General features: G+C 65.2%; 20 protein-coding genes. 14 read left to right on the top strand and 6 right to left on the bottom strand.

Annotated elements, in window-relative coordinates; translation table 11 throughout:
• Positions 1–31: 31 nt before the first annotated feature.
• Entirely contained in the window at positions 32–2230 is a 2199-nt protein-coding gene (locus AC5P5X_RS14925; protein ID WP_258391117.1) for a TonB-dependent receptor, read from the bottom strand.
• Between the two features lie 196 nt (positions 2231–2426).
• Between AC5P5X_RS14925 and AC5P5X_RS14920 the strand changes: the two genes are divergently transcribed.
• The 4 genes from AC5P5X_RS14920 (at position 2427) to AC5P5X_RS14905 (ending at position 6420) form a co-directional block, all read left to right on the top strand.
• On the top strand, positions 2427–3431 hold the full coding sequence (locus AC5P5X_RS14920; RefSeq protein WP_111189752.1) for an extracellular catalytic domain type 1 short-chain-length polyhydroxyalkanoate depolymerase: 1005 nt from the start codon (positions 2427–2429) through the stop codon (positions 3429–3431).
• Positions 3432–3559: 128 nt separating this feature from the next.
• On the top strand, positions 3560–4708 hold the full coding sequence (locus AC5P5X_RS14915; protein ID WP_111189807.1) for a serine hydrolase domain-containing protein: 1149 nt from the start codon (positions 3560–3562) through the stop codon (positions 4706–4708).
• 245 nt (positions 4709–4953) lie between these two features.
• Positions 4954–5766 (top strand): S1 family peptidase, encoded by an 813-nt coding sequence (locus AC5P5X_RS14910; protein ID WP_012480325.1) that lies wholly within the window; start codon positions 4954–4956, stop codon positions 5764–5766.
• A gap of 84 nt (positions 5767–5850) precedes the next feature.
• Positions 5851–6420, top strand: a complete 570-nt coding sequence (locus AC5P5X_RS14905) for a hypothetical protein (protein ID WP_231914725.1) — start codon at positions 5851–5853, stop codon at positions 6418–6420.
• Here AC5P5X_RS14905 and AC5P5X_RS14900 read toward each other — a convergent pair.
• From AC5P5X_RS14900 to msuE, 3 genes are read right to left on the bottom strand one after another with little or no spacing between them, the layout of a single operon-like run.
• Complete coding sequence (locus AC5P5X_RS14900) at positions 6377–7411, bottom strand: methionine synthase (RefSeq protein ID WP_099527465.1); 1035 nt, start codon at positions 7409–7411, stop codon at positions 6377–6379. The two genes, AC5P5X_RS14905 and AC5P5X_RS14900, sit on opposite strands and share 44 nt — an antisense overlap.
• A 39-nt stretch (positions 7412–7450) precedes the next feature.
• Positions 7451–8428, bottom strand: a complete 978-nt coding sequence (locus AC5P5X_RS14895) for a DUF1852 domain-containing protein (RefSeq protein ID WP_111189754.1) — start codon at positions 8426–8428, stop codon at positions 7451–7453.
• Between the two features lie 56 nt (positions 8429–8484).
• Positions 8485–9072 carry an FMN reductase gene (gene msuE / locus AC5P5X_RS14890; RefSeq protein WP_111189755.1) on the bottom strand — a complete coding sequence of 196 codons (588 nt, stop codon included), beginning with the start codon at positions 9070–9072 and terminating at the stop codon, positions 8485–8487.
• Positions 9073–9147: 75 nt separating this feature from the next.
• Between msuE and AC5P5X_RS14885 the strand changes: the two genes are divergently transcribed.
• Positions 9148–10062, top strand: a complete 915-nt coding sequence (locus AC5P5X_RS14885; RefSeq protein WP_012480320.1) for a LysR family transcriptional regulator — start codon at positions 9148–9150, stop codon at positions 10060–10062.
• Complete coding sequence (locus tag AC5P5X_RS14880; protein WP_111189756.1) at positions 10062–10931, top strand: methylenetetrahydrofolate reductase; 870 nt, start codon at positions 10062–10064, stop codon at positions 10929–10931. The genes AC5P5X_RS14885 and AC5P5X_RS14880 overlap by 1 nt, the downstream gene beginning before the upstream one ends.
• Before the next feature lie 392 nt (positions 10932–11323).
• Here the strand turns inward: AC5P5X_RS14880 and AC5P5X_RS14875 are convergent, their stop codons facing one another.
• Positions 11324–11569 carry a hypothetical protein gene (locus AC5P5X_RS14875; RefSeq protein WP_005409734.1) on the bottom strand — a complete coding sequence of 82 codons (246 nt, stop codon included), beginning with the start codon at positions 11567–11569 and terminating at the stop codon, positions 11324–11326.
• Positions 11570–11739: 170 nt separating this feature from the next.
• On the opposite strand from AC5P5X_RS14875, the gene AC5P5X_RS14870 reads away from it, so the two are divergent.
• The 3 genes from AC5P5X_RS14870 (at position 11740) to AC5P5X_RS14860 (ending at position 15331) form a co-directional block, all read left to right on the top strand.
• Positions 11740–12171 (top strand): BLUF domain-containing protein, encoded by a 432-nt coding sequence (locus AC5P5X_RS14870; RefSeq protein WP_076740019.1) that lies wholly within the window; start codon positions 11740–11742, stop codon positions 12169–12171.
• 40 nt (positions 12172–12211) lie between these two features.
• Positions 12212–12589: a hypothetical protein gene (locus AC5P5X_RS14865; protein ID WP_146257437.1), complete on the top strand. Its 378-nt coding sequence runs from the start codon at positions 12212–12214 to the stop codon at positions 12587–12589.
• A 93-nt stretch (positions 12590–12682) separates the two neighbouring features.
• Positions 12683–15331: an excinuclease ABC subunit UvrA gene (locus AC5P5X_RS14860; protein ID WP_062607076.1), complete on the top strand. Its 2649-nt coding sequence runs from the start codon at positions 12683–12685 to the stop codon at positions 15329–15331.
• Between the two features lie 65 nt (positions 15332–15396).
• Here AC5P5X_RS14860 and AC5P5X_RS14855 read toward each other — a convergent pair whose 3' ends face one another.
• Entirely contained in the window at positions 15397–16299 is a 903-nt protein-coding gene (locus AC5P5X_RS14855; RefSeq protein ID WP_111189758.1) for a LysR family transcriptional regulator, read from the bottom strand.
• 109 nt (positions 16300–16408) lie between these two features.
• Here AC5P5X_RS14855 and AC5P5X_RS14850 point away from each other — a divergent pair, with 109 nt between their 5' ends.
• The 5 genes from AC5P5X_RS14850 (at position 16409) to AC5P5X_RS14830 (ending at position 21840) form a co-directional block, all read left to right on the top strand.
• A complete protein-coding gene (locus AC5P5X_RS14850) occupies positions 16409–17530 on the top strand; it encodes a 4-oxalomesaconate tautomerase (protein ID WP_111189759.1) in 1122 nt (373 codons plus the stop codon).
• Between the two features lie 75 nt (positions 17531–17605).
• Positions 17606–18664, top strand: a complete 1059-nt coding sequence (locus AC5P5X_RS14845; protein WP_099480643.1) for an ABC transporter substrate-binding protein — start codon at positions 17606–17608, stop codon at positions 18662–18664.
• Between the two features lie 14 nt (positions 18665–18678).
• On the top strand, positions 18679–19512 hold the full coding sequence (locus tag AC5P5X_RS14840; protein WP_005413494.1) for an ABC transporter ATP-binding protein: 834 nt from the start codon (positions 18679–18681) through the stop codon (positions 19510–19512).
• Positions 19496–20272, top strand: coding sequence for an ABC transporter permease (locus AC5P5X_RS14835; RefSeq protein WP_111189760.1), 777 nt, complete (start codon positions 19496–19498; stop codon positions 20270–20272). Before AC5P5X_RS14840 ends, AC5P5X_RS14835 begins: the two co-directional genes overlap by 17 nt.
• 134 nt (positions 20273–20406) lie before the next feature.
• The gene (locus AC5P5X_RS14830; RefSeq protein WP_099524567.1) at positions 20407–21840 is read left to right on the top strand and encodes an OprO/OprP family phosphate-selective porin; all 1434 of its coding nucleotides are present in this window, start codon (positions 20407–20409) and stop codon (positions 21838–21840) included.
• The last annotated feature ends 3 nt before the right edge of the window (positions 21841–21843 follow it).

Genomic DNA, 21843 nt, shown 5'->3' with positions numbered 1-21843 from the left:
CAGAAGCTTCCTGAAGATCGTAACGGATGCGCTAGAAATCGTAACGGACGCTGAGGCCATATTGGCGCGGCGGGCCATAGAAGCCAATCAGCGTGCCGACTGCAGGAATGTTGTAGCCAGTAGTGCGGTATTCCTTGTCGGCCAGGTTGGCGCCCTGCAACGAGAAGGTCCACGCATCATCCAGGCGCCAGATGACGCCGGCATTGACCAGCCCGTAACCCTGCTGGCGGATCACCGGGCTGAGGTCGGTGGTCGGCCACACTTCGCTCTGGTAGCTGTAGCTCACCCGTGCCGACAAATTGCTGCCGTTGGCCAGGTCGGTGCGGTATTCCACGTTGAACGCGCCGGAGAACTCCGGGGCATTGGTGAACTTCATCTGCCTGGCCACGTTGATGCCGCGGTCCATGTACTCGTCGTATCTGGTATCCAGCCACGCCAGGTTGCCGGAAATCAGCCAGTGCTGGCTGGGCAGGTACTGATACTCGACTTCCAGGCCTTTGACGGTACCGGCGCCGGCATTGGTGAAATCACCGAAGAAGGAATCATCGATGCCATCGCCATTGGTATCCAGGCCGGTGAACACCGACAGCTGGATGTCCTTGTACTTGTTGTAGAACGCTGACAGGTTCAGGAACAGGCGCTGGTCGAGAAAGGCCATCTTGCTGCCGACCTCATAGCTGTCCACGGTCTCATCATCGAACGGCTCCGCCGAGCGCGGTACCGCCACCGCGTTGGCGCGGATGTTGTAGCCGCCGGACTTGAAGCCACGCGTCGCCAGGCCATAGACCATGATGTCCGGAGTGATCTGGTAGTCCAGCGAGACCTTGGGCGAGACGTTCCTGAAATTGGTCTTCTTGTCGAAATCGGCGGTCACCGCCACCGGCCGGCTGAAGCCCGGGTCGGCGTAGAGGCGGTTGAGCACGATCGCGCGCTTGTCCTCGTCGGTGTAGCGGGCGCCGACATCGAGCTTCAGTCTGCTGGTCAGGTCGAAGGTCCAGTCCGCGTACAGCGCGATGCTGTCGGTCAGCACCTTGCCCTGGTTGTCGGCGAACTGGGCACTGAAGTAGTTGTTCTGGATCTGCCCGCCAGCCTCGCCACTGAACTGGTACAGGCCGACCACACCGCGCACCCGGCCGCCGGCATCGTAGTTCAACTGCACTTCGTTGCTGACCTGGTCGTCGTGGTAGGTGCCACCCACGTCGGCCAGCTTGATCGGCGTGGTGTCGAAGTCGATGTTGGCCTCGCTGTCCGACTCACGCTTGGCCACCACATACTTCACAGCGATGTCTTCGTTCGGTCGCCAGTTCACCGTGGCCGAGGCGCCCTTGCTCTCCACGTTGTTGAGGTTGCGCATGCCCGAGCGGATGTCATAGCGGCTGTCCATCGGCGGGTAGGCGCGCAGGAACGGATTGGGTGCCAGCATCTTCGAGCCGCGCATGCCGGACTGATCGTCGATCCAGTCCAGTGCGAACTGCACGTCGAAGTCGTCGCCCGCATACGCGCCCAGGTTCAGGCGTGCCGCGTTGATCTGCTTGTCGCTGACCGGCTGGCCGTTGAAAGTGTTCTCGCCAAACCCGTCGTGGTTCATGCTGGCCACTGCCACGCGGGCGCGCAGGCCGCTGTCAGCACCGCCGATCGGACCGCCGATGGCCGCCTTCGCATCCAGCTGGCTGTAGTTGCCCACGGTGATCTGGGCAAAGCCCTCGGTCTGGGTCGGCAGGCCGCGCGAGATGTACTTGATCGCGCCGCCGATGGTGTTCTTGCCGTAGAGCGTGCCCTGCGGGCCGCGCAGCACCTCGATGCGCGAGACGTCGAAAACGTCCAGCAGCGCGCCCTGCGGACGTGCGATGTAGACGTCATCCAGATAGATGCCGACGCCCGGGTCCGCGCCCCAGGTGGGATCGGACTGGCCGATGCCACGGATGTAGGCGGTGACCGTGCTGCTGGCGCCGCGGGCGGCGTAGATGGTCAGGTTGGGGACCTGCGCATCCAGGTCGCTGATGTCCTGGACATTCATCTTGTCCAGCGCTTCGGAGGTAAATGCGGTAACCGCTACCGGGACCTCCTGCAGGGTTTCCTCGCGCTTGCGCGCGGTGACCTTGATGCTGTCCAGGTTGGTGGGTGAAGCGGTCCTGGCCGCCGTCGGCGTGGCCTGGGGCGTTTCCTGTGCCAGTACCGGCCCGGAGGCCAGCAATGCGCCGATCATGAGACTCAGGCAATTCCGTTTCATTCGATCATCCCCCAGGCAGCTGCTTGCAGATGGCCCATTGCCATCCTGCAGCCAAGGCTAGCGGTGTCATCACGCAGCGGCGAGTGGACCTAGGTCCAGTCGGCAGCGGCCGCTGGATGCGGATACTGGGCGCGCCCCCAGCCGGAAGCGCGTCCCGGTACCACTTCATCCACGACTCACGCATGAGGATCTGGCCATGAAATCCGGAATCGATTCGATCAAGGTTGTACTGCTGGTGCTGTGCAGTTGGCTGGCAATGGCGGGCAGTGCCCTTGCCGCAGGCCCGGCCGGGCATTGGGACATTGGCCTGTACGGCAATCTGTTCGGCGCCCGCGAGTACCAGGTGTGGGTGCCGGCGGGCTACGACGACCAGCAGCCGCTACCGTTGCTGCTGGTGCTGCACGGCTGCGTCAACGGGCCCAACCTGATGGGGGAGGCGTCAGGCTTCAATGATGTGGCCGACACCGAAGGGTTCATCGTGGTCTACCCCCGGCAGAACGTCACCTCCAATCCGGCCCGCTGCTGGAACTGGCAGCTGCCGATCAACCAGGCCCACGACAGCGGCGAAGCGTCGATCCTGGCCGGCATCGTGGACAAGGTGAAAGCGGACTACAGCGTGGATCCGCGCCGGGTCTATGTCACCGGCATTTCGGCAGGTGGTGCGATGACCTCGATCATGCTGGCCTGCTATTCGGACGTGTTCGCTGCCGGCGCCATCCACTCCGGTGGCATGTTCAAGGGCGCGACCACGATTTCCGGCAGCGCCTATGCATTGCTGGCCGGCAGCATCTATTCGCCGGACAGCAATGGCCGGCTGGCGTGGCAGTGCTCGGGTTCGCCGTCGCCGCGACCGCTGCCGGTGCTGGTGTTCCATGGCAGCGCCGATCTCACCGTCAATCCGGTGAATGGCCAGCAGGCCGTGCGCCAGTTCCTGCAGACCAATGACCTGGCCGACGACGGCCTGGACAACGACTCGGTGAAATACGTGCCGACCAGCACCTATCACGGGCAGGTGCCGGGCGGCCGCGCGTATACCGTCGACACCTACGCCTACGGTGGCAGGGCGCTGGTCCAGCACTACGTGGTGCAGGGCATGGGGCATGCCTGGAGCGGCAGCCAGTCGGGCCTGCCATTCACCGACCCGAAGGGGCCTGACGCCACGCTGATCACCTGGATGTTCCTGAAGGACTACCAGCGCTGACGGGGGGGCAGGGGGCCTCCAGGGAGGGGCGCGACCGGAGGTGCCGGATGGCACCTTCAGCCGCTCATGGCAATCGATTATCGTGAGCGCCCGTTCCCACGACCTTCAAGCGCCGGCGCATGGAATCCATGTCAACGACTACCCGAAACCGGCAATGGCTCAATGTCGTCGTGCTATCCGCAGTGCTCCTTGCCGTCGGCTGCGAGGGCAGGAAGACTCCGCCGAGCGATGTGGGGGCGGCGGTCGACGAGGTGGCCCAGGCCCTGATCGAACAGCCTTTGCTGCACTCGGCCTCCATCGGCGTGGTGTACCGGGGCAAGACCTTCATCCGTCACCGCGGCGAGATGGTAGCCGGCAAGCCCGATGTGCCGACCGACGCAACGCTGTATGAGATCGGCTCGCTGAGCAAGACCCTGGCGGGCACGTTGATGGCCCGTGCGGTGCTTGAGGGCAGGGTGGGCCTGGAGGATGACGTTCGCAGCTACCTGCAGGGCGACTATCCGAACCTGCAGTACCAGGGCCAGCCCATACGGGTCCGTCACCTGCTGTCACACACCAGTGGCCTGCCGAACATGCTGCCGGAGCGGGCGAACACCGTGTTGGAGGACTTCACCGATCACCGCGTGCCCGGTGAACTCAGTGCCCTCTATGCGCATTACGGCAAGCCGGATTTCCTGCGGGATCTGCACGCCGTGCGGATCCCACGGATGCCCGGGAAAGAGTACGCCTACTCCAGTGCTGGGACGGAGCTGACGGCCCACATTCTGGAAGGCGTCTACAAGACCGACTACACGTCATTGCTGCGTGGCTTCTTCAGCGACGTCGCAGCAATGACCAGCATCGGGATCAAGCTGGGGAATGCGGAAAAAGACCGTCTTGCCATCGGCTACCACAGCGACAATCCGGTGCCGACCTCGCCGATGCCACAGTTGCCATGGGGCGCTTCCGGCAACGTCAAGGAAACAGTGCCCGACATGGTGAAATACCTTCAGTTCCAGCTGGCCAACGGCCCGGTGGTGCAGGAATCGCATCGCACTCTGGCCAGATTCGACGACGAGTTCAGCATTGGCTATTTCTGGAACATCGTCGCTGGCGATCGCCAGAAGGGTGTCTATTACGCCCACCACGGTGGCGTTCCACGCTCGCAGTGCTACATCTACATCATGCCGGAGCACGATCTGGGCATCTTCGTGATCACCAACCAGAGCGGCGACCGGACCGCGCGTGCCATGGAGGCGGCGATCGATACCCTGGTCGGGAGAATCGCGGCGCGTTGAACCTCCCGCTGAGGCTCGGGCCCACGCGGCCCGGTCCGTGGACCAATGTGGCTTCGCAGGACGACGTGTCGGACAAGCCTGGAACCGATCTGGACAGACTGCTCGGCCCCGGCGGCTGTCGGCCGCAGGGCTTTGCGCTCGCATTCCTGGCGTTCGTCGCTGGATATCATCGTTGGTCGCATGGTCTGCGCCGCGGCAATGCCCTCGGCTAGGCTATAGCGATCGACCGCAGGGATGACGACCCCATGAACCGCTGGCTTTTCCTGGCGCTTGCTGCGCTCCCGTTCACTGCCGGTGCCGTGGTCATCCGTGATGACGTTGACGACGCCCGGTATCAGATCGATGCCTCTGTCTTCCCGGCGCTGGCTGACATGCCGGGTGAAGGACATGGCGTTCTCATCGCCCCGCGCTGGGTACTGACCGCAGCGCATGCGGCACCCATGGAAGGGATGGAAGAATCCATCTCCATCAATGGACGCGCCTATGCGGTCGAGCGCGTCTTTGTGCATCCCGGTTTCAGAAGAATGCCGGAGGCCCTGGGCAAGGAGGCGCTGGCGACAGGAAATCCCTCCAGGATCCACGCGTTCCTGGCAGCATCGGATGACATCGCACTGATCAGGCTTGCGACTGCTGTAAAGGATGTACAGCCCGTAGCGCTCTATCGCGGTGCTGCCGAAGTCGCGCAGATCGCGGCCCTGATAGGAAAGGGGGCTACCGGCAATGGCGTCGTAGGGCTGGTGCCGGGCGGCCCGCATCGCACGACCCTGCGGCGGGCATTCAACGCGATTACCGGCGGCAACGAACGGTATCTCTGGTACCGGTTCGATCCGCCACCGCAGGCCCTGCCGCTGGAGGGGGTTCTCGGCAACGGTGACAGCGGCGGTCCGCTGGTGATTGATGATCACGGAACGCCGCAGCTGGTGGGGCTTGGTTCGTGGATCACTGCGGTTCCAGAGCATGCGCTCGAGGCGGGTTTCTATGGCCAGGTGGTCTACAACGTCCGCGTATCGCGCTACATCGACTGGATCGAAAGCATCAGCCGTGACGCGTCACATTGATTGCTTTTCGTGGAGGCGTAGCAGTGCAGGGGGGGCGTTACCCTGATCTCAGCCGGTGCGACGGGCGTTCGTATGCTTCCCATCATGGGCTCATCATTTCACCGTCCAGATTTCATGATCGTCACCCGGCCGTCCGGCTGGGTGCAGAGCGGCGAGCGCTGGGATCTGTGGTGGAACGGCCGTTCGGTGGCCAGTATCGTGCCGCATGCCGTGCTCGGGTTCCGCCTGAAACTGGACGCACGCAGGATGTCACAGAGCAAGGTCGTGTCCGTCGCCAGCGCCCGGCAGGCGAAGCGCTACGCCGAGCGCTGGTGCGCGGCGCGGCTCTGCCCACAACTGCCACTGCGTGACGCCGTCGCCCGACTGGTGCAGAGTGCGCCCGAACCGAGCGCCGTGCCTTCGCCTGCACTGACCCGAACGCAGCGGCAGCAGGCCCGGCGCCTGGCCGAGGCTGGCGCAAGCGAGATGGGGCGGATCAAGGAAGCGCTGGCGCCACGGCCGCGCGTGATGGCCGCCAGGCCCGAGGTGCAGGGACGAGGTGGAACCTGGTCTGTACCCGGCCAGAATCCATCCTCGCCGCACCGAAACGGGAACACCTCCCCGGCCAGGGTTACGCCGAAAGCTCCTCACGCACGATCCTGGCCCCTTCGCTGAGCGCGCGCAGCTTGCCGCGTGCCACTTCCCGTGCAAGCGGCGCCATGCCGCAGTTGGTGCTCGGGTAGAGTTTGTCGGCATCCACGAACTGCAGCGCCCTGCGCAGCGTGTTGGCCACGTCTTCCGGCGTTTCCACCGTATTGGAGGCCACGTCGATGGCGCCCACCATCACCGTCTTGCCGCGCACCAGTTCGATCAGGTCGATCGGTACGTGCGAGTTCTGGCATTCCAGCGAGATGATGTCGATGCTGGAGGTCTGCAGCTTGGGGAACGATTCTTCATACTGCCGCCATTCCGAGCCCAGTGTCTGCTTCCAGTCGGTGTTGGCCTTGATGCCATAGCCGTAGCAGATGTGCACCGCCGTCTGGCACTTCAGGCCCTCAACCGCACGCTCCAGCGCGGCCACGCCCCAGTCGTTCACTTCGTCGAAGAACACGTTGAAGGCCGGCTCATCGAACTGGATGATGTCGACGCCGGCGGCTTCCAGCTCCTTCGCTTCCTCGTTGAGGATCTTCGCGAACTCCCAGGCCAGCTTTTCGCGGCTCTTGTAGTGCGCGTCGTACAGCGTATCGATCATGGTCATCGGGCCGGGCAGGGCCCACTTGATCGGCTGCGTGGTCTGGCGGCGCAGGAACTTCGCATCCTCGACGAACACCGGCTTCGGACGGCTCACGGCGCCGACCACGGTCGGCACGCTGGCATCGTAGCGGTTGCGGATGCGGACCGTTTCGCGCTTCTCGAAATCGACGCCGCTGAGGTGCTCGATGAAAGTGGTGACGAAGTGCTGCCGGGTCTGTTCGCCGTCGCTGACGATGTCGATGCCGGCGTGCTGCTGCTCCTGCAGGGACAGGCGCAGTGCATCCTGCTTGCCTTCAGTCAGGCCTTCGTCCTGCAGCTTCCAGGGTGACCAGAGCTTCTCGGGCTCGGCCAGCCAGGAGGGCTTGGGCAGGCTGCCTGCGGTGGAGGTGGGAAGCAGTTTCTTCGTCGACATTGCGTCTGGTTTCCTGGGGGCGAATGGGGAATCAATGAATCAGCGGGCAGCCCACTGCTCAAGCACGGCGCGGTACGGCTTGATGAAGTGTTCTTCGGTGAACCGGCCCTGCTTGACCGCCAGCTGGCTGCGCTCTTCGCGGTCGTAGACGATGCGGGTGGAGGAGTAATCCTGGTGCTTCAGGCTGGGCTGGTAGACCTTGCCCGCCACGGAGTTGGCGTTGTAGATCTCCGGGCGGTAGATCTTCTGGAAGGCCTCCATCGTGCTGATGGTGCCGATCAGCTCCAGGTTCGAGTAGTCGCCCAGCAGGTCGCCCTGGAAGTAGAACGCCAGCGGTGCGACGCTGCCCGGCGGCATGAAGTAGCGCACCTGCAGGCCCATCTTGTCGAAGTACTGGTCAGTGGGAGAGAACTCGCCCTGGCGGTATTCCACGCCCAGGATCGGGTGGTGGTTCTCGGTGCGGTGGTAGGTCTTGCTGCTGGATACGCTGATGCAGATTACCGGCCCCTTGCTGAAGTTGGCGCGGTAGGTCTCGGACTCCAGGAAATGCTTGAACAACTTGCCATGCAGGTCGCCAAAGCCCTCCGGAATGCCAAAGGTGGCCTTCCCTTCGTTGCTGGCCGGCAGCACCACGCTGAAATCGTAGTCGCGCACGTAGGACGAGAAATTGTTGCCGACGATGCCTTCGATACGCGCGCCGGTGCGGGTGTCGACGATGGTCGGGCGCAGCACCTCGATCAGCGGGAACGGATCGCCGCCATCGCTGTTGCCGATGTGCATCTCCACCGAGATGATGTCCAGCTCGACCGCGTAGCGATCCGCGCTGGGGTTGTCCCAGTGCGCCAGATCGTTGAAGCGGTTGTTGATCATGCTGATCGTGTTGCGCAGGTTTTCCTGGCGGGACGCGCCGCGGGCCAGGTTGGCGAAATTGGTGGTGATGCGCGTCCCGTCGGCAGGCTGGTAATCCTCGTTGAAGGGGATCTGCGTGATGCTGAAGGTGAAGGTGTCGGTCGTCATGGGTGGCGTTCCGTAGTGCGGGGTGACATCCGGATGCGGGCGAGGGCATCCGGCATTCAAAGTGCTGCGGCCGCTTCCAGGTCGGCGGCGCGCTGGCGAGGCAGGTCCAGCAGCGGCATGGCCCGCCGCACCGCCAGCCGTGCGCGCTCGACCAGGGCGTCGTTGTGCACGCGACCGTCGGCGAAATCCCGGTCGGTGGCGTAGACGCCCAGCGGCAGGGTGCGCGCCTGGAAGAAGCTGAAGAGCGGGCGCAGCTGATGGTCGATCACCAGCGAGTGGCGCTCGCTGCCGCCGGTCGCGGCCAGCAGGATGGGGGTGTCGACCAGTGCGTCCTGGTGGACGAAGTCGAAGAAATGCTTGAACAGCCCTGTGTACGAGCCGCGATAGACCGGCGTGCTCACCACCAGCACATCGGCCTGCTCGACGGTGGTCAACTGGCGTTCCACGGTGTCGGGCAACTGCGAACGCCAGAGCGCACCGGCCAGCTGCGGGGCCAGTTCGCCCAGTTCGACCAGGTGCTGCTCGCTGTGGATGTCCTCGCCGATCAGGCCCATCAGATGCTCGGCCAGGGTGGCGGCCTTGGAGGGGCGCTGCAATCCGCCGGACACGGCGACGATTCGAAGGGGGCGGGCAGGTGAAAGCATGACCCGATGCTAGCCATGCCCTTCCATGACGTAAAATGGTATTACTTCACCTATCCATGAGCAGGATTCATCGTCATGCTGGAGCGGATCCACCTCAGCATCGTGCAGCAGGTCGAGCAGCAGGGCTCGCTTACCGCGGCCGCCGGCGTACTGAACCTGACCCAGTCGGCCCTGAGCCACAGCATGAAGAAGCTGGAACAGCAGCTGGGCACTGATGTATGGCTGCGCGAAGGCCGCAGCCTGCGCCTGACCCAGGCCGGGCAATACCTGCTGGCCGTCGCCAACCGCGTGCTGCCGCAGCTGGATCTGGCCGAGGAGCGGTTGGGCCAGTTCGCACAGGGCGAGCGCGGCGCGCTGCGCATCGGCATGGAATGCCATCCCTGCTACCAGTGGCTGCTGAAGATCGTCTCGCCGTACCTGGCCGCGTGGCCGGATGTGGATGTGGACGTCAAGCAGAAGTTCCAGTTCGGCGGCATCGGCGCGCTGTTCGGCTACGAGATCGATCTGCTGGTTACCCCCGATCCACTGCTCAAGCCAGGCCTCAAGTTCATTCCCGTGTTCGACTACGAGCAGGTGCTGGTGGTGGCCAGCAACCACGCCCTGGCCAAGGTGGATTACGTGAAGCCGCGCCAGCTCGGCCAGGAAGTGCTGATCAGCTATCCGGTGCCGTTCGAGCGCCTGGACATCTACAACCAGTTCCTGCTGCCGGCCGGCATTACGCCGCGACGGCACAAGGCCATTGAAACCACCGACATCATGATGCAGATGGTGGCCAGCGGTCGTGGCGTGGCCGCCATGCCGCGCTGGCTGGTGGAAGAGTACGCCACCCGCATGGACGTGGTGCCGGTGCGCCTCGGTGCGAAGGGCATTCCCAAGCAGATCTATCTGGGTGCGCGCGAAGCCGATACCAGCATCGACTACCTGCAGGCCTTCATCGAACTGGCGCGGAACAGTTCGCCCCTGGCCAGCAATGCAGGCGTGGGCGCGTGATGTCCGCGCCTACGTCGCTGCGGGTGCAGGCCTTCCTTGATGCTTTTTCGCTGGAGGTGAGCGCCAGGGCCATGCCGGCGCTGGGTGCCGAAGCCACCCGCATTCCGCGTGGCACCACGATCTCCATTCCCTGGCTGGCCAGCGAGGACGACGACGCACGCCTGGCAGCGGCGCGCAGGGTGCGCGAACTGGGCTTCGAGCCGATGCCGCATCTTTCGGCCCGCCGCATCCGGTCGCGCACGGTGCTTGAACGGTTCCTGCAGCGCGCCGCCAACGAGGCCGGAGCAACGCAGTGCCTGGTGATCGCTGGCGATCTGGCCACGCCCGCCGGCCCATTTGCTGACAGCGCTTCGATCATCGAGAGCGGCCTTCTGGAGAGCGCCGGTATCAAGGTCGTCGCCATCGGCGGTCACCCCGATGGCCATCCGGTCCTGGGCAGTGACGCGTGCTGGCAGGTACTGGAACACAAGTGCCAGTCCATCGAAGCGCGCGGCATGGCGCCAGTGATCATCACGCAGTTCGCCTTCGATGCCGACATCGTCCTGGCCTGGTTGCACGCGCTGCGCGCCCGTGGCATCCACGTTCCGGTGCTGGTTGGCGTGCCGGGCCCGGCAAGCATCGCGCGGCTGGTACGCTACGCCGCAATGTGCGGGGTGGGGGCCAGTGCATTGATGCTGTCCCGGTATGGCATCTCGATCGGCCGGTTGCTGGGCAGCGCGGGCCCGGAGGTGTTCGTGGACCGTCTGGCGGGCGGTTTGACTGATGCCCACGGGTTGGTCAGCCCGCACTTCTTTCCGTTCGGTGGAATTGCCCAGTCGTTGGACTGGATCAACCAGCATCGGGCGCTGCCATCGGTTGCCCGCCGCTGACAGGCCATCAATCGTGCATGCCGGGCAGCGCATGGCCCGGTGCCGCCCCGCTCAGCCCCGGCGGTGGCGTATCCCTGACGGGGTACTGATCAGGCCCGCATTGCTGATGGCCTGGCGCGTACCGCACGCCCGGCACGCAAGCACGGTTCCTCCTCGCACATGCTCCATCTCCTGCTCGCCCCAGACGCTGGTTGCGCCGCAGGCCGTGCAGGTGGCTTCGATCTGCAGGGCACGGGCCAGGTCGCCCTCCGCGCCTGGCGTGTAGGTGAGGTCCCTGATCTTGAATAGGCCGGTATGACTCATTGGAACGGCGTTGTGGGTGCACTACGGGAAGATGCGAGGCGAAGGTGTCGACAGGGTTGGCACAGTGTCGAGAAAGGGCGCGCTTCAGCTCATGGATCACTACGCAGCACAAACTCCTCCAGCCGCGCCCGGCTGACGGACTGGTGGTTGCCACAGCCTGGGCAACTGAGCGAAGCAGCGCCGTTGAGATCGACGAGGCCATGATCAGGAATGGCGCGGAACTGCCTTGAACACTTCAGGCAGGAACAATCGATCCGGGTGACCTGCAGCAGGGTGCCATCCTCACGCGCCACTCCTTCGACGCTGTTTACATAGAACTGTCCGATGTCGCGCATGAAGATGAATAAAGCCCTGAACGTACGGGGGCGTTCATCATGCCGCCTGTCGCGCTGCTAGGCGCGAACCGTATTCTGAAGAATTAAGAATACGCATCACGGCCCGGACTTGCGCCGGGTGCTAGAGTGTGAATAGGTGCCGACGTGGCCCTGCATTCAAGGCGAAGCCCATGCCCATCCGGGCCGTTGTATACGCAAGCCAGGCCGCTGAAGGCCTTTCGATTGACCGCCTGGAAGCACTCGTCACCGATGCCGCGAGGTTCAACAAGCTTGCAGGGGTGACAGGCGTGCTGCTGCATGACGGCACGCGGTTCGTGCAGTACTTCGAAGGGCCGGAAGATGGGGTGGCCAGCGTCTACGAGCGGGTGCTGCAATCGACCAGCCACACGGATGTGGTGGAGCTGGCCCGGGGGCGTGTCTCTACCCGGCAGTTCCCCTATTGGTCGATGCACCAGCTTCCTGCCGACCAGCTTCTGGTCGGCAGGCTTGCCAGGGCCGACTGGTCACGCTTCAAGAGAAGCCAGCCCGAGGAGATTGCGGGTTCTGCGTGGGGTATCGATGTGCTGGCCGCCGCGGTTGAGCCCTACGTGCACGCCGCTTAGTTTGCGGTTCGGCGGCCGCTTGATCGAGGTGTGCAGTGAAATGAAGGCGCTCATCACGCTCATCACGCTCATCGCTGCACTGGCTGCGAGCCCGGCGCTTGCCGATTCCCCGCTGCCGCCGCCAGAAAGGTTCACGGCATGCTCCTCCACGCGAAATCTCTGTACCGATTCGGATCCAGCCGTCAATTCAACGCGGGTAACGCCACAGGCATCGGGTCAGGATGCCTGGCTGATATGCGGATGGCATCGCGGGTTGTTCCCGTCGGACGATGGGGAGCCGGTCGTGGTCGGCTGCGAAGGCATGAACCTGGTTCCGGCTGACGTGACGTTGAGTGAGCCGGTGCTGCATTTCTACAATCGCGGCCGCCTGGTTCGCACCGTTACGCTCGATCAGTCGTATCGGCGCACCATGGTGTGACCGCGCCATCACCCGCATTCACCCCGCAGCAGCGAAAATGCACCATCGGGCGCGCCCCTACGCGCGCCGCTCACTGCCCGCAGGATCGCGAAGATGTCCAATCCCCCCTTTGGTGAATCGTCATGTGCCGCCGCTGCCAGCGGTTGCGTCGAGGTGCGCGGCGCGCGCGAGCACAACCTCAGGAATGTCGACGTCTCCATCCCGCGCAATGCATTGGTGGTGTTTTCCGGTGTTTCGGGCTCCGGCAAGTCATCGCTGGCGTTCGGCACGATCTTCGCGGAGGCGCAGCGGCGCTACTTTGAGTCGGTTGCGCCGTATGCACGGCGTCTGATCGACCAGGCCGGCGTGCCCGATGTGGACGCCATCGACGGGTTGCCGCCCGCAGTGGCCCTGCAGCAGCAGCGCGGCGCCAGCAACGCGCGCTCATCGGTGGGCAGCGTCACTACGCTGTCCAGCCTGGTGCGCATGATGTATTCGCGTGCAGGTGCATACCCGGCCAACCAGCCGATGCTTTACGCCGAGGACTTTTCGCCCAATACCCCGCAGGGCGCCTGCAGCACCTGTCACGGGCTGGGGCACGTCTACGAGGTGACGGAAGCCTTGATGGTGCCGGATCCGTCGCTGAGCATCCGCGAGCGCGCCATCGCCTCCTGGCCGCCGGCCTGGCATGGCCAGAACCTGCGCGACATCCTGGTCACGCTCGGCTACGACATCGACGTACCGTGGAAGAAGCTGCCGAAGAAGGATCGGGAGTGGATCCTGTTCACGGAGGAAACGCCCACCGTGCCGGTCTATGCAGGCTTCACGCCTGCCGAGACCCGGGCTGCGCTCAAGCGAAAGCTCGAGCCGAGCTACATGGGTACATACACCGGCGCGCGTCGCTATGTGCTGCATACCTTCGCCAACACCCAGAGCGCGCTGATGCGCAAACGGGTTTCCCGCTACATGGAAGGCAAGCTGTGCCCGGTCTGCCACGGAAAGCGCCTGAAGCCGGAAGCGCTCTCGGTCACCTTCGCGGGCGTGGATATCGGTGAGTTCATGCGGTTGCCGCTGGATCAACTGGCGGATCTGCTGGAGCCCATCGCGGAAGGTGATTTCGGTGCACACAGCAAGGGTGCACCTATCAGCAGGCATGCGACACCCCGCGATCGTGCCCGGCGCGCCGCGAGTGGCCGCGCGACGCACGAGGGCGCCCCCGACGTGCGCCTGACCTCGGCCCTGTCCGAAGAGAAGCGGCTGGCCGCACAGCGGCTGGCGGGCGGGGTCATGGGGCGGGTACGGCAACTGCGCGAGCTTGGCCTGGGCTATCTCTCGCTGGACCGCGCCACGCCCACGCTGTCCGCCGGCGAACTGCAGCGCCTGCGGCTGGCCACGCAGCTCAGCTCGTTGCTGTTTGGTGTGCTGTACGTGCTCGACGAGCCTTCGGCCGGACTGCATCCCGCCGACAGCCAGGCGCTGTACGACGCGCTGGACCGGCTGCGTGATGGTGGCAACTCGGTGTTCGTGGTCGAGCACGATCTGGAGCTGATGCGCCGCGCGCAGTGGCTGGTGGATGTGGGCCCGGAGGCCGGTGAGCGGGGCGGGCGCGTGCTCTACAGCGGCGAGCCCGATGGCCTGCGCCAGGTGCAGGAGTCGCGCACGGCACTGTATCTGTTCGACCAGGTACCCGCGCCCACTCGTCGGCAGCGCACCGCCACCCACTGGCTGGAACTGCAGGGCATCCATCGCCACAACCTGCAGGGAGTGGACGCGCAGGTGCCGCTGGGTTTGCTGACGGCCGTGACCGGCATTTCGGGGTCGGGCAAGTCCAGCCTGATGGCACAGGCCTTGCCCGAGCTGATGCTGCTGCACCTGGGGCATGAACCCGCGGACGATGGCGCCGAGGCGTCGCCGGACGACGGGCCGACGGTGATGGAAACCACCCGTGGCCAGTTGGCCGGTGATGTGGACGCCATCCAGCGGGTCGTGCAGGTCGACCAGAAGCCGATCGGCCGCACGCCACGCTCCAACCTCGCCACCTATACCGGGCTGTTCGATCACGTGCGCAAACTGTTCGCGGCGACGCCCGCCGCACGTCGTCGTCGCTTCGATGCGGGTCGTTTCTCGTTCAACGTAGCCAAGGGCCGATGCGAAACCTGCGAAGGCGAGGGTTTCGTGAGTGTCGAACTGCTGTTCATGCCCAGCGTCTATGCCCCATGCCCCACCTGCCACGGCGCCCGCTACAACGAGGCCACGCTGAAGGTGCTATGGAATGACCGCAACATCGCCGAGGTCCTGCAGATGACCGTGGACCAGGCGCATGCATTCTTCATGGCGGAAGAGGTGATTGCCCGGCCGTTGCAGCTGCTGCAGGACATCGGCCTGGGCTACCTGAGGCTGGGCCAGCCGGCCACGGAGCTTTCAGGCGGCGAGGCCCAGCGCATCAAGCTGGCCACCGAACTGCAGCGCAGCCAGCGCGGGCGCACGCTTTACGTGCTGGACGAACCCACCACCGGCCTGCACGCGTCGGATGCGGACAGGCTGCTGGTTCAGCTGCAGCGGCTGGTCGACGCAGGAAATACGGTGGTGATGATCGAGCATGACATGCGGGCGGTCGCCCAGGCGGACTGGGTGATTGATGTCGGGCCGGGCGCAGGCAGCGCGGGTGGCACCATCGTGGCGAAGGGAACGCCGCAACAGGTGGCCCGCGCGCGGGGAAGCAGGACAGCGCCTTTCCTTGCGCGCGTCCTGGCTCCTCTGTAGGGCCGAGCCATGCCCGGCCATCACCCTCGGCCAGATCCGGGGGCGGCCTGTCCAGCAAACGATGTTCAGGTCTCCCCGCGCCACTGGCTCATCAACATCTGCAGAAAGCGTTCCGCAGTAGGCGAGAGCAGGGCGCCCCGGCGACGGACGATCCCGATCGTGCGCGACACCACGGGGTTACCAATCGTGCGCGTCACCAGGGTCGGATGATCTCCGTCCGGCGTGGCCATCTTCGGCAGGACCGACACGCCGATGCCGGCCTCGACCATGCCCAGTGACGTCGACAGGTGGGTCACTTCGTAGTGCCAGCTCAACTTGAGGTTCTCGCGCGCCAGGGCACCATCCAGCAGCGTGCGGTTGCCGCTGGTGCGATGCACGGTGATCAGCTGGTGCTCGGCCAGATCGGCCCATTCAACCCTGCGCTTGCGGGCCAGCGGATGATCGCGTCGGCAGGCCAGCACGAAGGGATCTTCGGCCAGCACGTCGAAATCGAGATTCGGATCGTTGGCGCCCATGAAGTTGATGCCGAACTCGACTTCGCCACGTTCTACCGCCTGCAGGCCTTCGGTGGCCGGGATATCCAGGATCCGGAAGCGCACGTTGGGATGCGCTTCGTGGAAACGCGCCATCACGCTGGGCAGGAAGTAGAACGCCGCCGTGGGCAGGCAGGCGATGGTGACGGTAGCGCCCCGCGTATCGTCCCGGCCCCGCAGTGAGAACAGTGATCCATCGAATTCCTCCAGCATGCGACGCACCAGCGGCAGCAGGTTCTCGCCGACGGCGGTGGTGCTGACGCTGCGCGTGGTGCGCTCCAGCAGTGGCGAACCCACAGCCTGCTCCAGCTTCTGTATCCGTCGGCTGAGTGCCGGCTGGGAGACGTGCAGGTTCTCCGCGGCGCGGTGGAAGCTGCGCGTCTCCGACACCAGCAGGAATGCGCGTAGATCCAGGATTTCGCAATTGATGCTCATTGGTTATCAATCATCCAAAAATCAGCAATTCACAGATCAATTGGGGTCATGCCAGTATCGAATCACAGAGGGGTCATTCATCCCCTACACGCATCAATCTAGCACACGTATGTCCAACGATCTGCTCAGCATTCCCTGCGTACTCATGCGCGGTGGTACATCCAAGGGCCCGTTCTTCCTGGCCAGCGATCTTCCGGTGGACATTGCTGAACGCGATCGCCTGCTGGTGGAAGTAATGGGGTCGGGCCATCCGCTGCAGATCGATGGCATCGGTGGCGGCAACGCGCTGACCAGCAAGGTGGCCATCATCGACCGATCCAGCCGGGCAGACGCCGACGTGGACTATCTGTTCGCCCAGGTACGGGTGGAGCAGCAGGTGGTGGACACGTCCCCCAACTGCGGCAACATGCTGGCGGCGGTGGGCCCGTACGCCATCGAGCGGGGGCTGGTGCAGGCTCAGGATCCGCAGACCGAGGTGCGCATCCACAACGTCAACACCGGCAAGCTGATCATCGCCACGGTGGAAACGCCGGGCGGCCATGTGGTCTACCGCGGTGATACGCGCATTGCCGGCGCACCGGGCTCGGCCGCGCCGGTCAGGCTTTCCTTCCTCGATGCCGCAGGCGCCCGCACCGGCAAGCTGCTGCCCAGCGGCCACGCCCGGGAAACCATCGATGGCGTGCCGGTCAGCCTGGTGGACTGCGCCATGCCGATGATGCTGGTGCGTGCCGAAGACCTGGGCGTGCGCGGTGATGCATCGCCCGCCGAACTGAACGCGGATGCCGCGTTCATGCGCCGGCTGGAAGCGCTGCGCATCGAGGCGGGCGCCCGCATGGGCATCGCCGACGCCGGCAACAAGGTCATTCCCAAGCCGGTGCTGCTGTCGGCGCCGCAACACGGCGGCGATCTGCAGGTGCGTTACTTCATGCCGCACCAATGCCACAGCGCACTGGCCATTACCGGCGCGGTCGGCCTGGCTACCGCCGCCGTCACGCCGGGCACGCTGGCCCACACTTTGGTCGGGTGCCTGTCCGTTCCCGGCAGCATTACCCTCGAACATCCGAGCGGGGACCTGCAGGTGGGCCTCAGTCGCAGCTCGGATGACGCACCGGTGATCGCCAGCGTGGTCCGCACCGCACGCCGACTGTTCGAAGGTCGCGTGTTTGCGACAACGCCAGCGCCTGCCATGGCCAGTTCCACCCAAGCCCGCCAATGGACGTCAGCGGCATGATCTGAACCCGGCAGGGCCGGCGCAGACGCGCATGCCTGCCATTACAACGTAGATGCTTCACTCCTGGGAGGGATGATGTACAAGCAGTTCTTCATGGCCGCGCTGTGCGCGGCCGGTCTGGCCGCGGCCGGTTGCAGCAACAGCGGGCGCCCCGATGGCGCATCCACCGGCACCGGTGACGATGCACCCGTGCGCATCAGCGTCGGCTCCTACAACCTCAACAACCTTCCGTTCTTCATTGCCGACGCCAAGGGCTACTTCAAGGACGTCGGCCTGGATGTAAAAACCGAGAACTTCGCCCAGGGTGGCTCGAAGGTGCTGCAGGCCCTGGTGGCGAATTCCACCGACGTGGCGGTCGGTTTCTACGACCACACCATCCAGATGCAGGCCAAGGGCAAGGACGTGGTGGCCTTTGTTCTGCTCTCGCGCAATTCCGGCCTGGTGATGGCGGGGCGCGAAGATGCCACGTTTGATCCTGCGCGACCGGAGTCCATCAAGGGCCAGAAGGTCGGCATCACGGCCCCAGGCTCCTCGTCCGACTTCTTCGTCCGCCACTTCCTGGCGCAGCACGATATTCCGGCCGACAGCATTTCGCTGATCGGCGTCGGCTCCGGCGCTGCTGCCGTCGCCGCGCTCGAGCAGGGCAAGATCGACCTGCTGGTCAACTACGATCCGGCCGCGACCCTGATCACCGAGCGCAAGGTCGGGAAGATCATCCTCGACGCGCGCAGCGACGAAGGCGCCCGCCAGGTCTATGGCGGGCTGTACCCGACCTCGGTGATGTATGCCAACCAGAGCTTCCTGGACAAGCGCCCCGAAGCGGCCGAGAAGATCGCCCGTGCCGAGCAGATGGCGTTGAAGTTCATCGCCGACAACAGTGCCGAGGAGATCGTTGCCGCGCTGCCGGACAGCTACGTCTCCGGCGACCGCGCCACCTATGCCCGCGCGGTGGAGAACGCGCGCGCGATCTTCACCCGCGATGGACGCTTCACGCCGGCCGACCTGGAGACGCCGTTGAAGGTGCTGCGTGAGTTCAATACCGATGTGGCCAAGGCCAACGTCGATCTGTCCAGGACCTACACCAATGCCTTCGTCGAACGTGCCAACGCTGCGGCGCCGGCTGCCCAACCGTAAGCGGAGGTAACCCCATGGCCCTCAATGCCACCGTGCGCCAACTCAACGGCGCGCCGCAGCTGGAGCCTGCGCAGACCATGGTCGCCATCAACAAGGTGACCATGTCCTTCGGCGAGTTCACCGCCGTTCGCGATGTCGACATCCAGGTGGGTGACGGCGAGTTCCTCGCCATCGTCGGGCCCACCGGCTGCGGCAAGAGCACCATCCTCAATTCCGTAGCGGGCCTGCTGAAGCCATCCTCGGGCGACGTGGCGATCGATGGCCGCACGGTCAGCGGCGTGCAGGAGTCGGTCGGCTACCTGTTCCAGCAGGACGCCCTGCTGCCGTGGAAGACAGCTTTCCAGAACGTCGAGCTGGGCCTGCGCTTCCGCGGCGTGCCCGAAGCCGAACGCAAGGCCAAAGCCAACGCGTGGCTGGCCAAGGTCGGCCTGGCCGGTTTCGAGCATCGCTATCCGCACCAGTTGTCCGGTGGCCAGCGCAAGCGTGTGCAGATGGCGCAGGCGCTGATCGTCGAGCCGAAGGTGATCCTGATGGACGAGCCGTTCTCGGCGCTGGACATCCACACCCGCCACCTGATGCAGAACGAGCTGCTGCGCCTGTGGCAGGAGGATCGCCGCTCGGTGATCCTGATTACCCATGACCTGGAAGAAGCAATCGCGCTGGGTGACCGCGTGGTGGTGCTGTCCTCCGGCCCGGCGAGCCGCGTGGTGCGCAGTTTCGACGTGGATCTGGAACGGCCGCGCAATGTGGCCGAGATCAAGCTGGATGACCGTTTCACCGACCTGTACCGCGACATCTGGGCCTGCCTGCGCGGCGAAGTGGAGAAGAGCTATGCACGCCAAGACTGACAAATTCATCCAGCTCGCGCTGGTGGTCGCCGTGTTCGGCGGCTGGGAAGGCGGTATCGCGCTGGGCGTGATCGATCCGTTCTTCTTCCCTTCGCCGACGGCCATCGTGCAGCAGGCCTGGACCTGGTTGTCCGATACCTCGTTCTACCAGCATGTCTACATCACCCTTACTGAAACCGCGCTGGGCTACATCATCGGCACCGGCCTGGGCGTGGCTGGCGGTGTCTGGCTGGGCCTGAGCCGCCGTTCGGCGCGCATCCTCGATCCCTTCATCAAAGGCTTCAACGCGATTCCACGCGTAGTGCTGGCGCCGATTTTCGTGTTGTGGCTGGGGCTGGGCCTGTGGTCGAAGGTGGCGCTGGCGGTCACGCTGGTGTTCTTCACCACGTTCTTCAACGCCATGCAGGGCGTGCGCGAGGTGAATCCGGTGGTGCTGGCCAATGCCCGCATCCTGGGCGCAAGCCGCAGCGATCTGCTGCGCCATGTCTACTTCCCGGCAGCGGCGAGCTGGATCCTGTCCTCGCTGCGCACCTCGGTCGGCTTTGCCGTGGTCGGCGCGATCATCGGCGAGTACCTCGGCGCTTCGGCGGGCCTGGGTTACCTGATCGCGCAGGCCGAGGGCAACTTCAATGCCGTGGGTGTGTTCGCCGGCATCATCATCCTGGCCGCCTTCGTGCTGGTCATCGACGCCCTGCTGGACGTGGTCGAGAACAAGCTGATCACCTGGCGTCCCAACGCCCAGGCAGAGGCCACCAGCTGACCGGGCCGGGCTGAGCCCGCCTGCCGCGCCGCCGGTCCGATCCGGCGGCGCGAGCTTCCTCCCCCGATCTTCCCCCGCACCACCGCAACAGGCCAGCGCCGGGCCAGGGGGCCGGCTGGCCGGAGAGAGAGTCCATGAACCCTTCCACCGTGCTGCCGCTGGCAGCGCTGCCGGTCGCGCTCGGCCTGCTGTTGGCCAGTGGCCACGCCGACGCCCAGTCTGTTTCATCCCCGCCCACGCCACTGAGCCAGGCCGAGCTGTCACGCCTGGTGCAGCAGCAGGCACTGCAGATCCAGCAACTGGAAGCACGCCTCCGCGCCGTCGAGGGCGGGCAGGGCAGTGCGGGGGCACCGTCAACGCCGCCCGCGCCTGCGCTGGAAACGCGGGTGGCCGCACTGGAATCCGGCCAGTCCAGGCAGCCCAAGGTCTCCTGGGCCAAGGGCGCACCCGAGCTCAGCAGCGCCGACGGCACTACGGTGTTCCGTCCCCGCGGCCGCCTGTTCGTCGATGCCTCCAGTACGGACGGTTCGGCGGTCGGTGATCGCAACGTTTCGGGCACCGAGGTCCGTTCGGTGCGCCTGGGGGCCGAGGGACGCTACGGCACACTGGGCTGGGTGGTGGAGGGTGACTTCGCCGACAACGCGGTGGCCTGGAAGTCGGTCTACGCCACGCTGGACCACACCCTGTTCGGCCTGCCAGCCGATCTCACGATGGGCAACCGCTTGAACGATCGCGGTATCGATGGCTCCAGCAGCACCTCCAACACGCCGTTCCAGGAACGCAACGTGGTCGGCACATTGATGCTGCCGCAGCGCGGCCTGTTCGGTGTCGGGCTGACCGAGCGGGTGTACGGAAAGGGCTGGCACGCCAGCCTGTCGGTGGCCGGCAACGATCTCAACAACGCCGGCACCGACAACGACAGCCAGACCTGGGCCACGCGCGTGCACTGGAATCCGCTGGACACCGCTGGTGCCACGTTGCATCTGGGCGCATGGGCGTTCCACGAGAAGATTCCCGCCGGGGCCAGCGGCGTGGTGCGCAGTTCGGCCATCGCGGGGCATTTCAACGATCTGGTCAGGATCACGCCGGGCACACTGCTGGGCGCCGAGCGCAGCACCGCCTACGGCGCCGAACTGGCCGGCTTCTTCGGCCCGGCGTGGGCAACGGGCGAGTGGGGTACGCGAAGCCTGCGCGGGGCCGATGCCGGCGGTCGCTACGATCGCGACCACGCGGCGTGGGCGATTTCTGCCGGCTGGTTCCTGGCGGGGGCGCTGCCGTCGTACTCGGGCAAGGCCGGTACCTGGGGGAAGGTGAAGGTCGCCGATCCGGTGACGCGCGGCGGCGGCGGTGCCTGGGAGCTGAAGGGCCGCTATGAAGACGTGGACTATGCCGAGCTGCCCAGTGGCGGTACGGGTAACGCGTGGACCCTGGGCGCGAACTGGTACCTCAACGATTTCAGTCGCGTGATGTTCGAAGCCGTGCGCTGGCAGACCCGTCACCGCAGCGGCAGTGCAATGGGCAGGGATGAAGGCACCACCTTCAATACCCGCCTGCAGCTGGTCTTCTAGGGC

It is taken from the genome of Stenotrophomonas sp. YJH_SMC_91 (assembly GCF_059368495.1).
This window is presented reverse-complemented; position numbering and strand designations above follow the sequence as displayed.

Coding starts and splice junctions, on each gene's coding strand:
- AC5P5X_RS14830 (WP_099524567.1), top strand. CDS start 20,407: ATGAACCCTTCCACCGTGCTGCCGCTGGCAGCGCTGCCGGTCGCGCTC.
- AC5P5X_RS14850 (WP_111189759.1), top strand. CDS start 16,409: ATGTCCAACGATCTGCTCAGCATTCCCTGCGTACTCATGCGCGGTGGT.
- AC5P5X_RS14845 (WP_099480643.1), top strand. CDS start 17,606: ATGTACAAGCAGTTCTTCATGGCCGCGCTGTGCGCGGCCGGTCTGGCC.
- AC5P5X_RS14875 (WP_005409734.1), bottom strand. CDS start 11,569: ATGCGCGACATCGGACAGTTCTATGTAAACAGCGTCGAAGGAGTGGCG.
- AC5P5X_RS14870 (WP_076740019.1), top strand. CDS start 11,740: ATGCCCATCCGGGCCGTTGTATACGCAAGCCAGGCCGCTGAAGGCCTT.
- AC5P5X_RS14905 (WP_231914725.1), top strand. CDS start 5,851: ATGGGCTCATCATTTCACCGTCCAGATTTCATGATCGTCACCCGGCCG.
- AC5P5X_RS14895 (WP_111189754.1), bottom strand. CDS start 8,428: ATGACGACCGACACCTTCACCTTCAGCATCACGCAGATCCCCTTCAAC.
- AC5P5X_RS14860 (WP_062607076.1), top strand. CDS start 12,683: ATGTCCAATCCCCCCTTTGGTGAATCGTCATGTGCCGCCGCTGCCAGC.
- AC5P5X_RS14885 (WP_012480320.1), top strand. CDS start 9,148: ATGCTGGAGCGGATCCACCTCAGCATCGTGCAGCAGGTCGAGCAGCAG.
- AC5P5X_RS14915 (WP_111189807.1), top strand. CDS start 3,560: ATGTCAACGACTACCCGAAACCGGCAATGGCTCAATGTCGTCGTGCTA.
- AC5P5X_RS14840 (WP_005413494.1), top strand. CDS start 18,679: ATGGCCCTCAATGCCACCGTGCGCCAACTCAACGGCGCGCCGCAGCTG.
- AC5P5X_RS14855 (WP_111189758.1), bottom strand. CDS start 16,299: ATGAGCATCAATTGCGAAATCCTGGATCTACGCGCATTCCTGCTGGTG.
- msuE (WP_111189755.1), bottom strand. CDS start 9,072: ATGCTTTCACCTGCCCGCCCCCTTCGAATCGTCGCCGTGTCCGGCGGA.
- AC5P5X_RS14880 (WP_111189756.1), top strand. CDS start 10,062: ATGTCCGCGCCTACGTCGCTGCGGGTGCAGGCCTTCCTTGATGCTTTT.
- AC5P5X_RS14835 (WP_111189760.1), top strand. CDS start 19,496: ATGCACGCCAAGACTGACAAATTCATCCAGCTCGCGCTGGTGGTCGCC.
- AC5P5X_RS14900 (WP_099527465.1), bottom strand. CDS start 7,411: ATGTCGACGAAGAAACTGCTTCCCACCTCCACCGCAGGCAGCCTGCCC.
- AC5P5X_RS14925 (WP_258391117.1), bottom strand. CDS start 2,230: ATGAAACGGAATTGCCTGAGTCTCATGATCGGCGCATTGCTGGCCTCC.
- AC5P5X_RS14920 (WP_111189752.1), top strand. CDS start 2,427: ATGAAATCCGGAATCGATTCGATCAAGGTTGTACTGCTGGTGCTGTGC.
- AC5P5X_RS14910 (WP_012480325.1), top strand. CDS start 4,954: ATGAACCGCTGGCTTTTCCTGGCGCTTGCTGCGCTCCCGTTCACTGCC.
- AC5P5X_RS14865 (WP_146257437.1), top strand. CDS start 12,212: ATGAAGGCGCTCATCACGCTCATCACGCTCATCGCTGCACTGGCTGCG.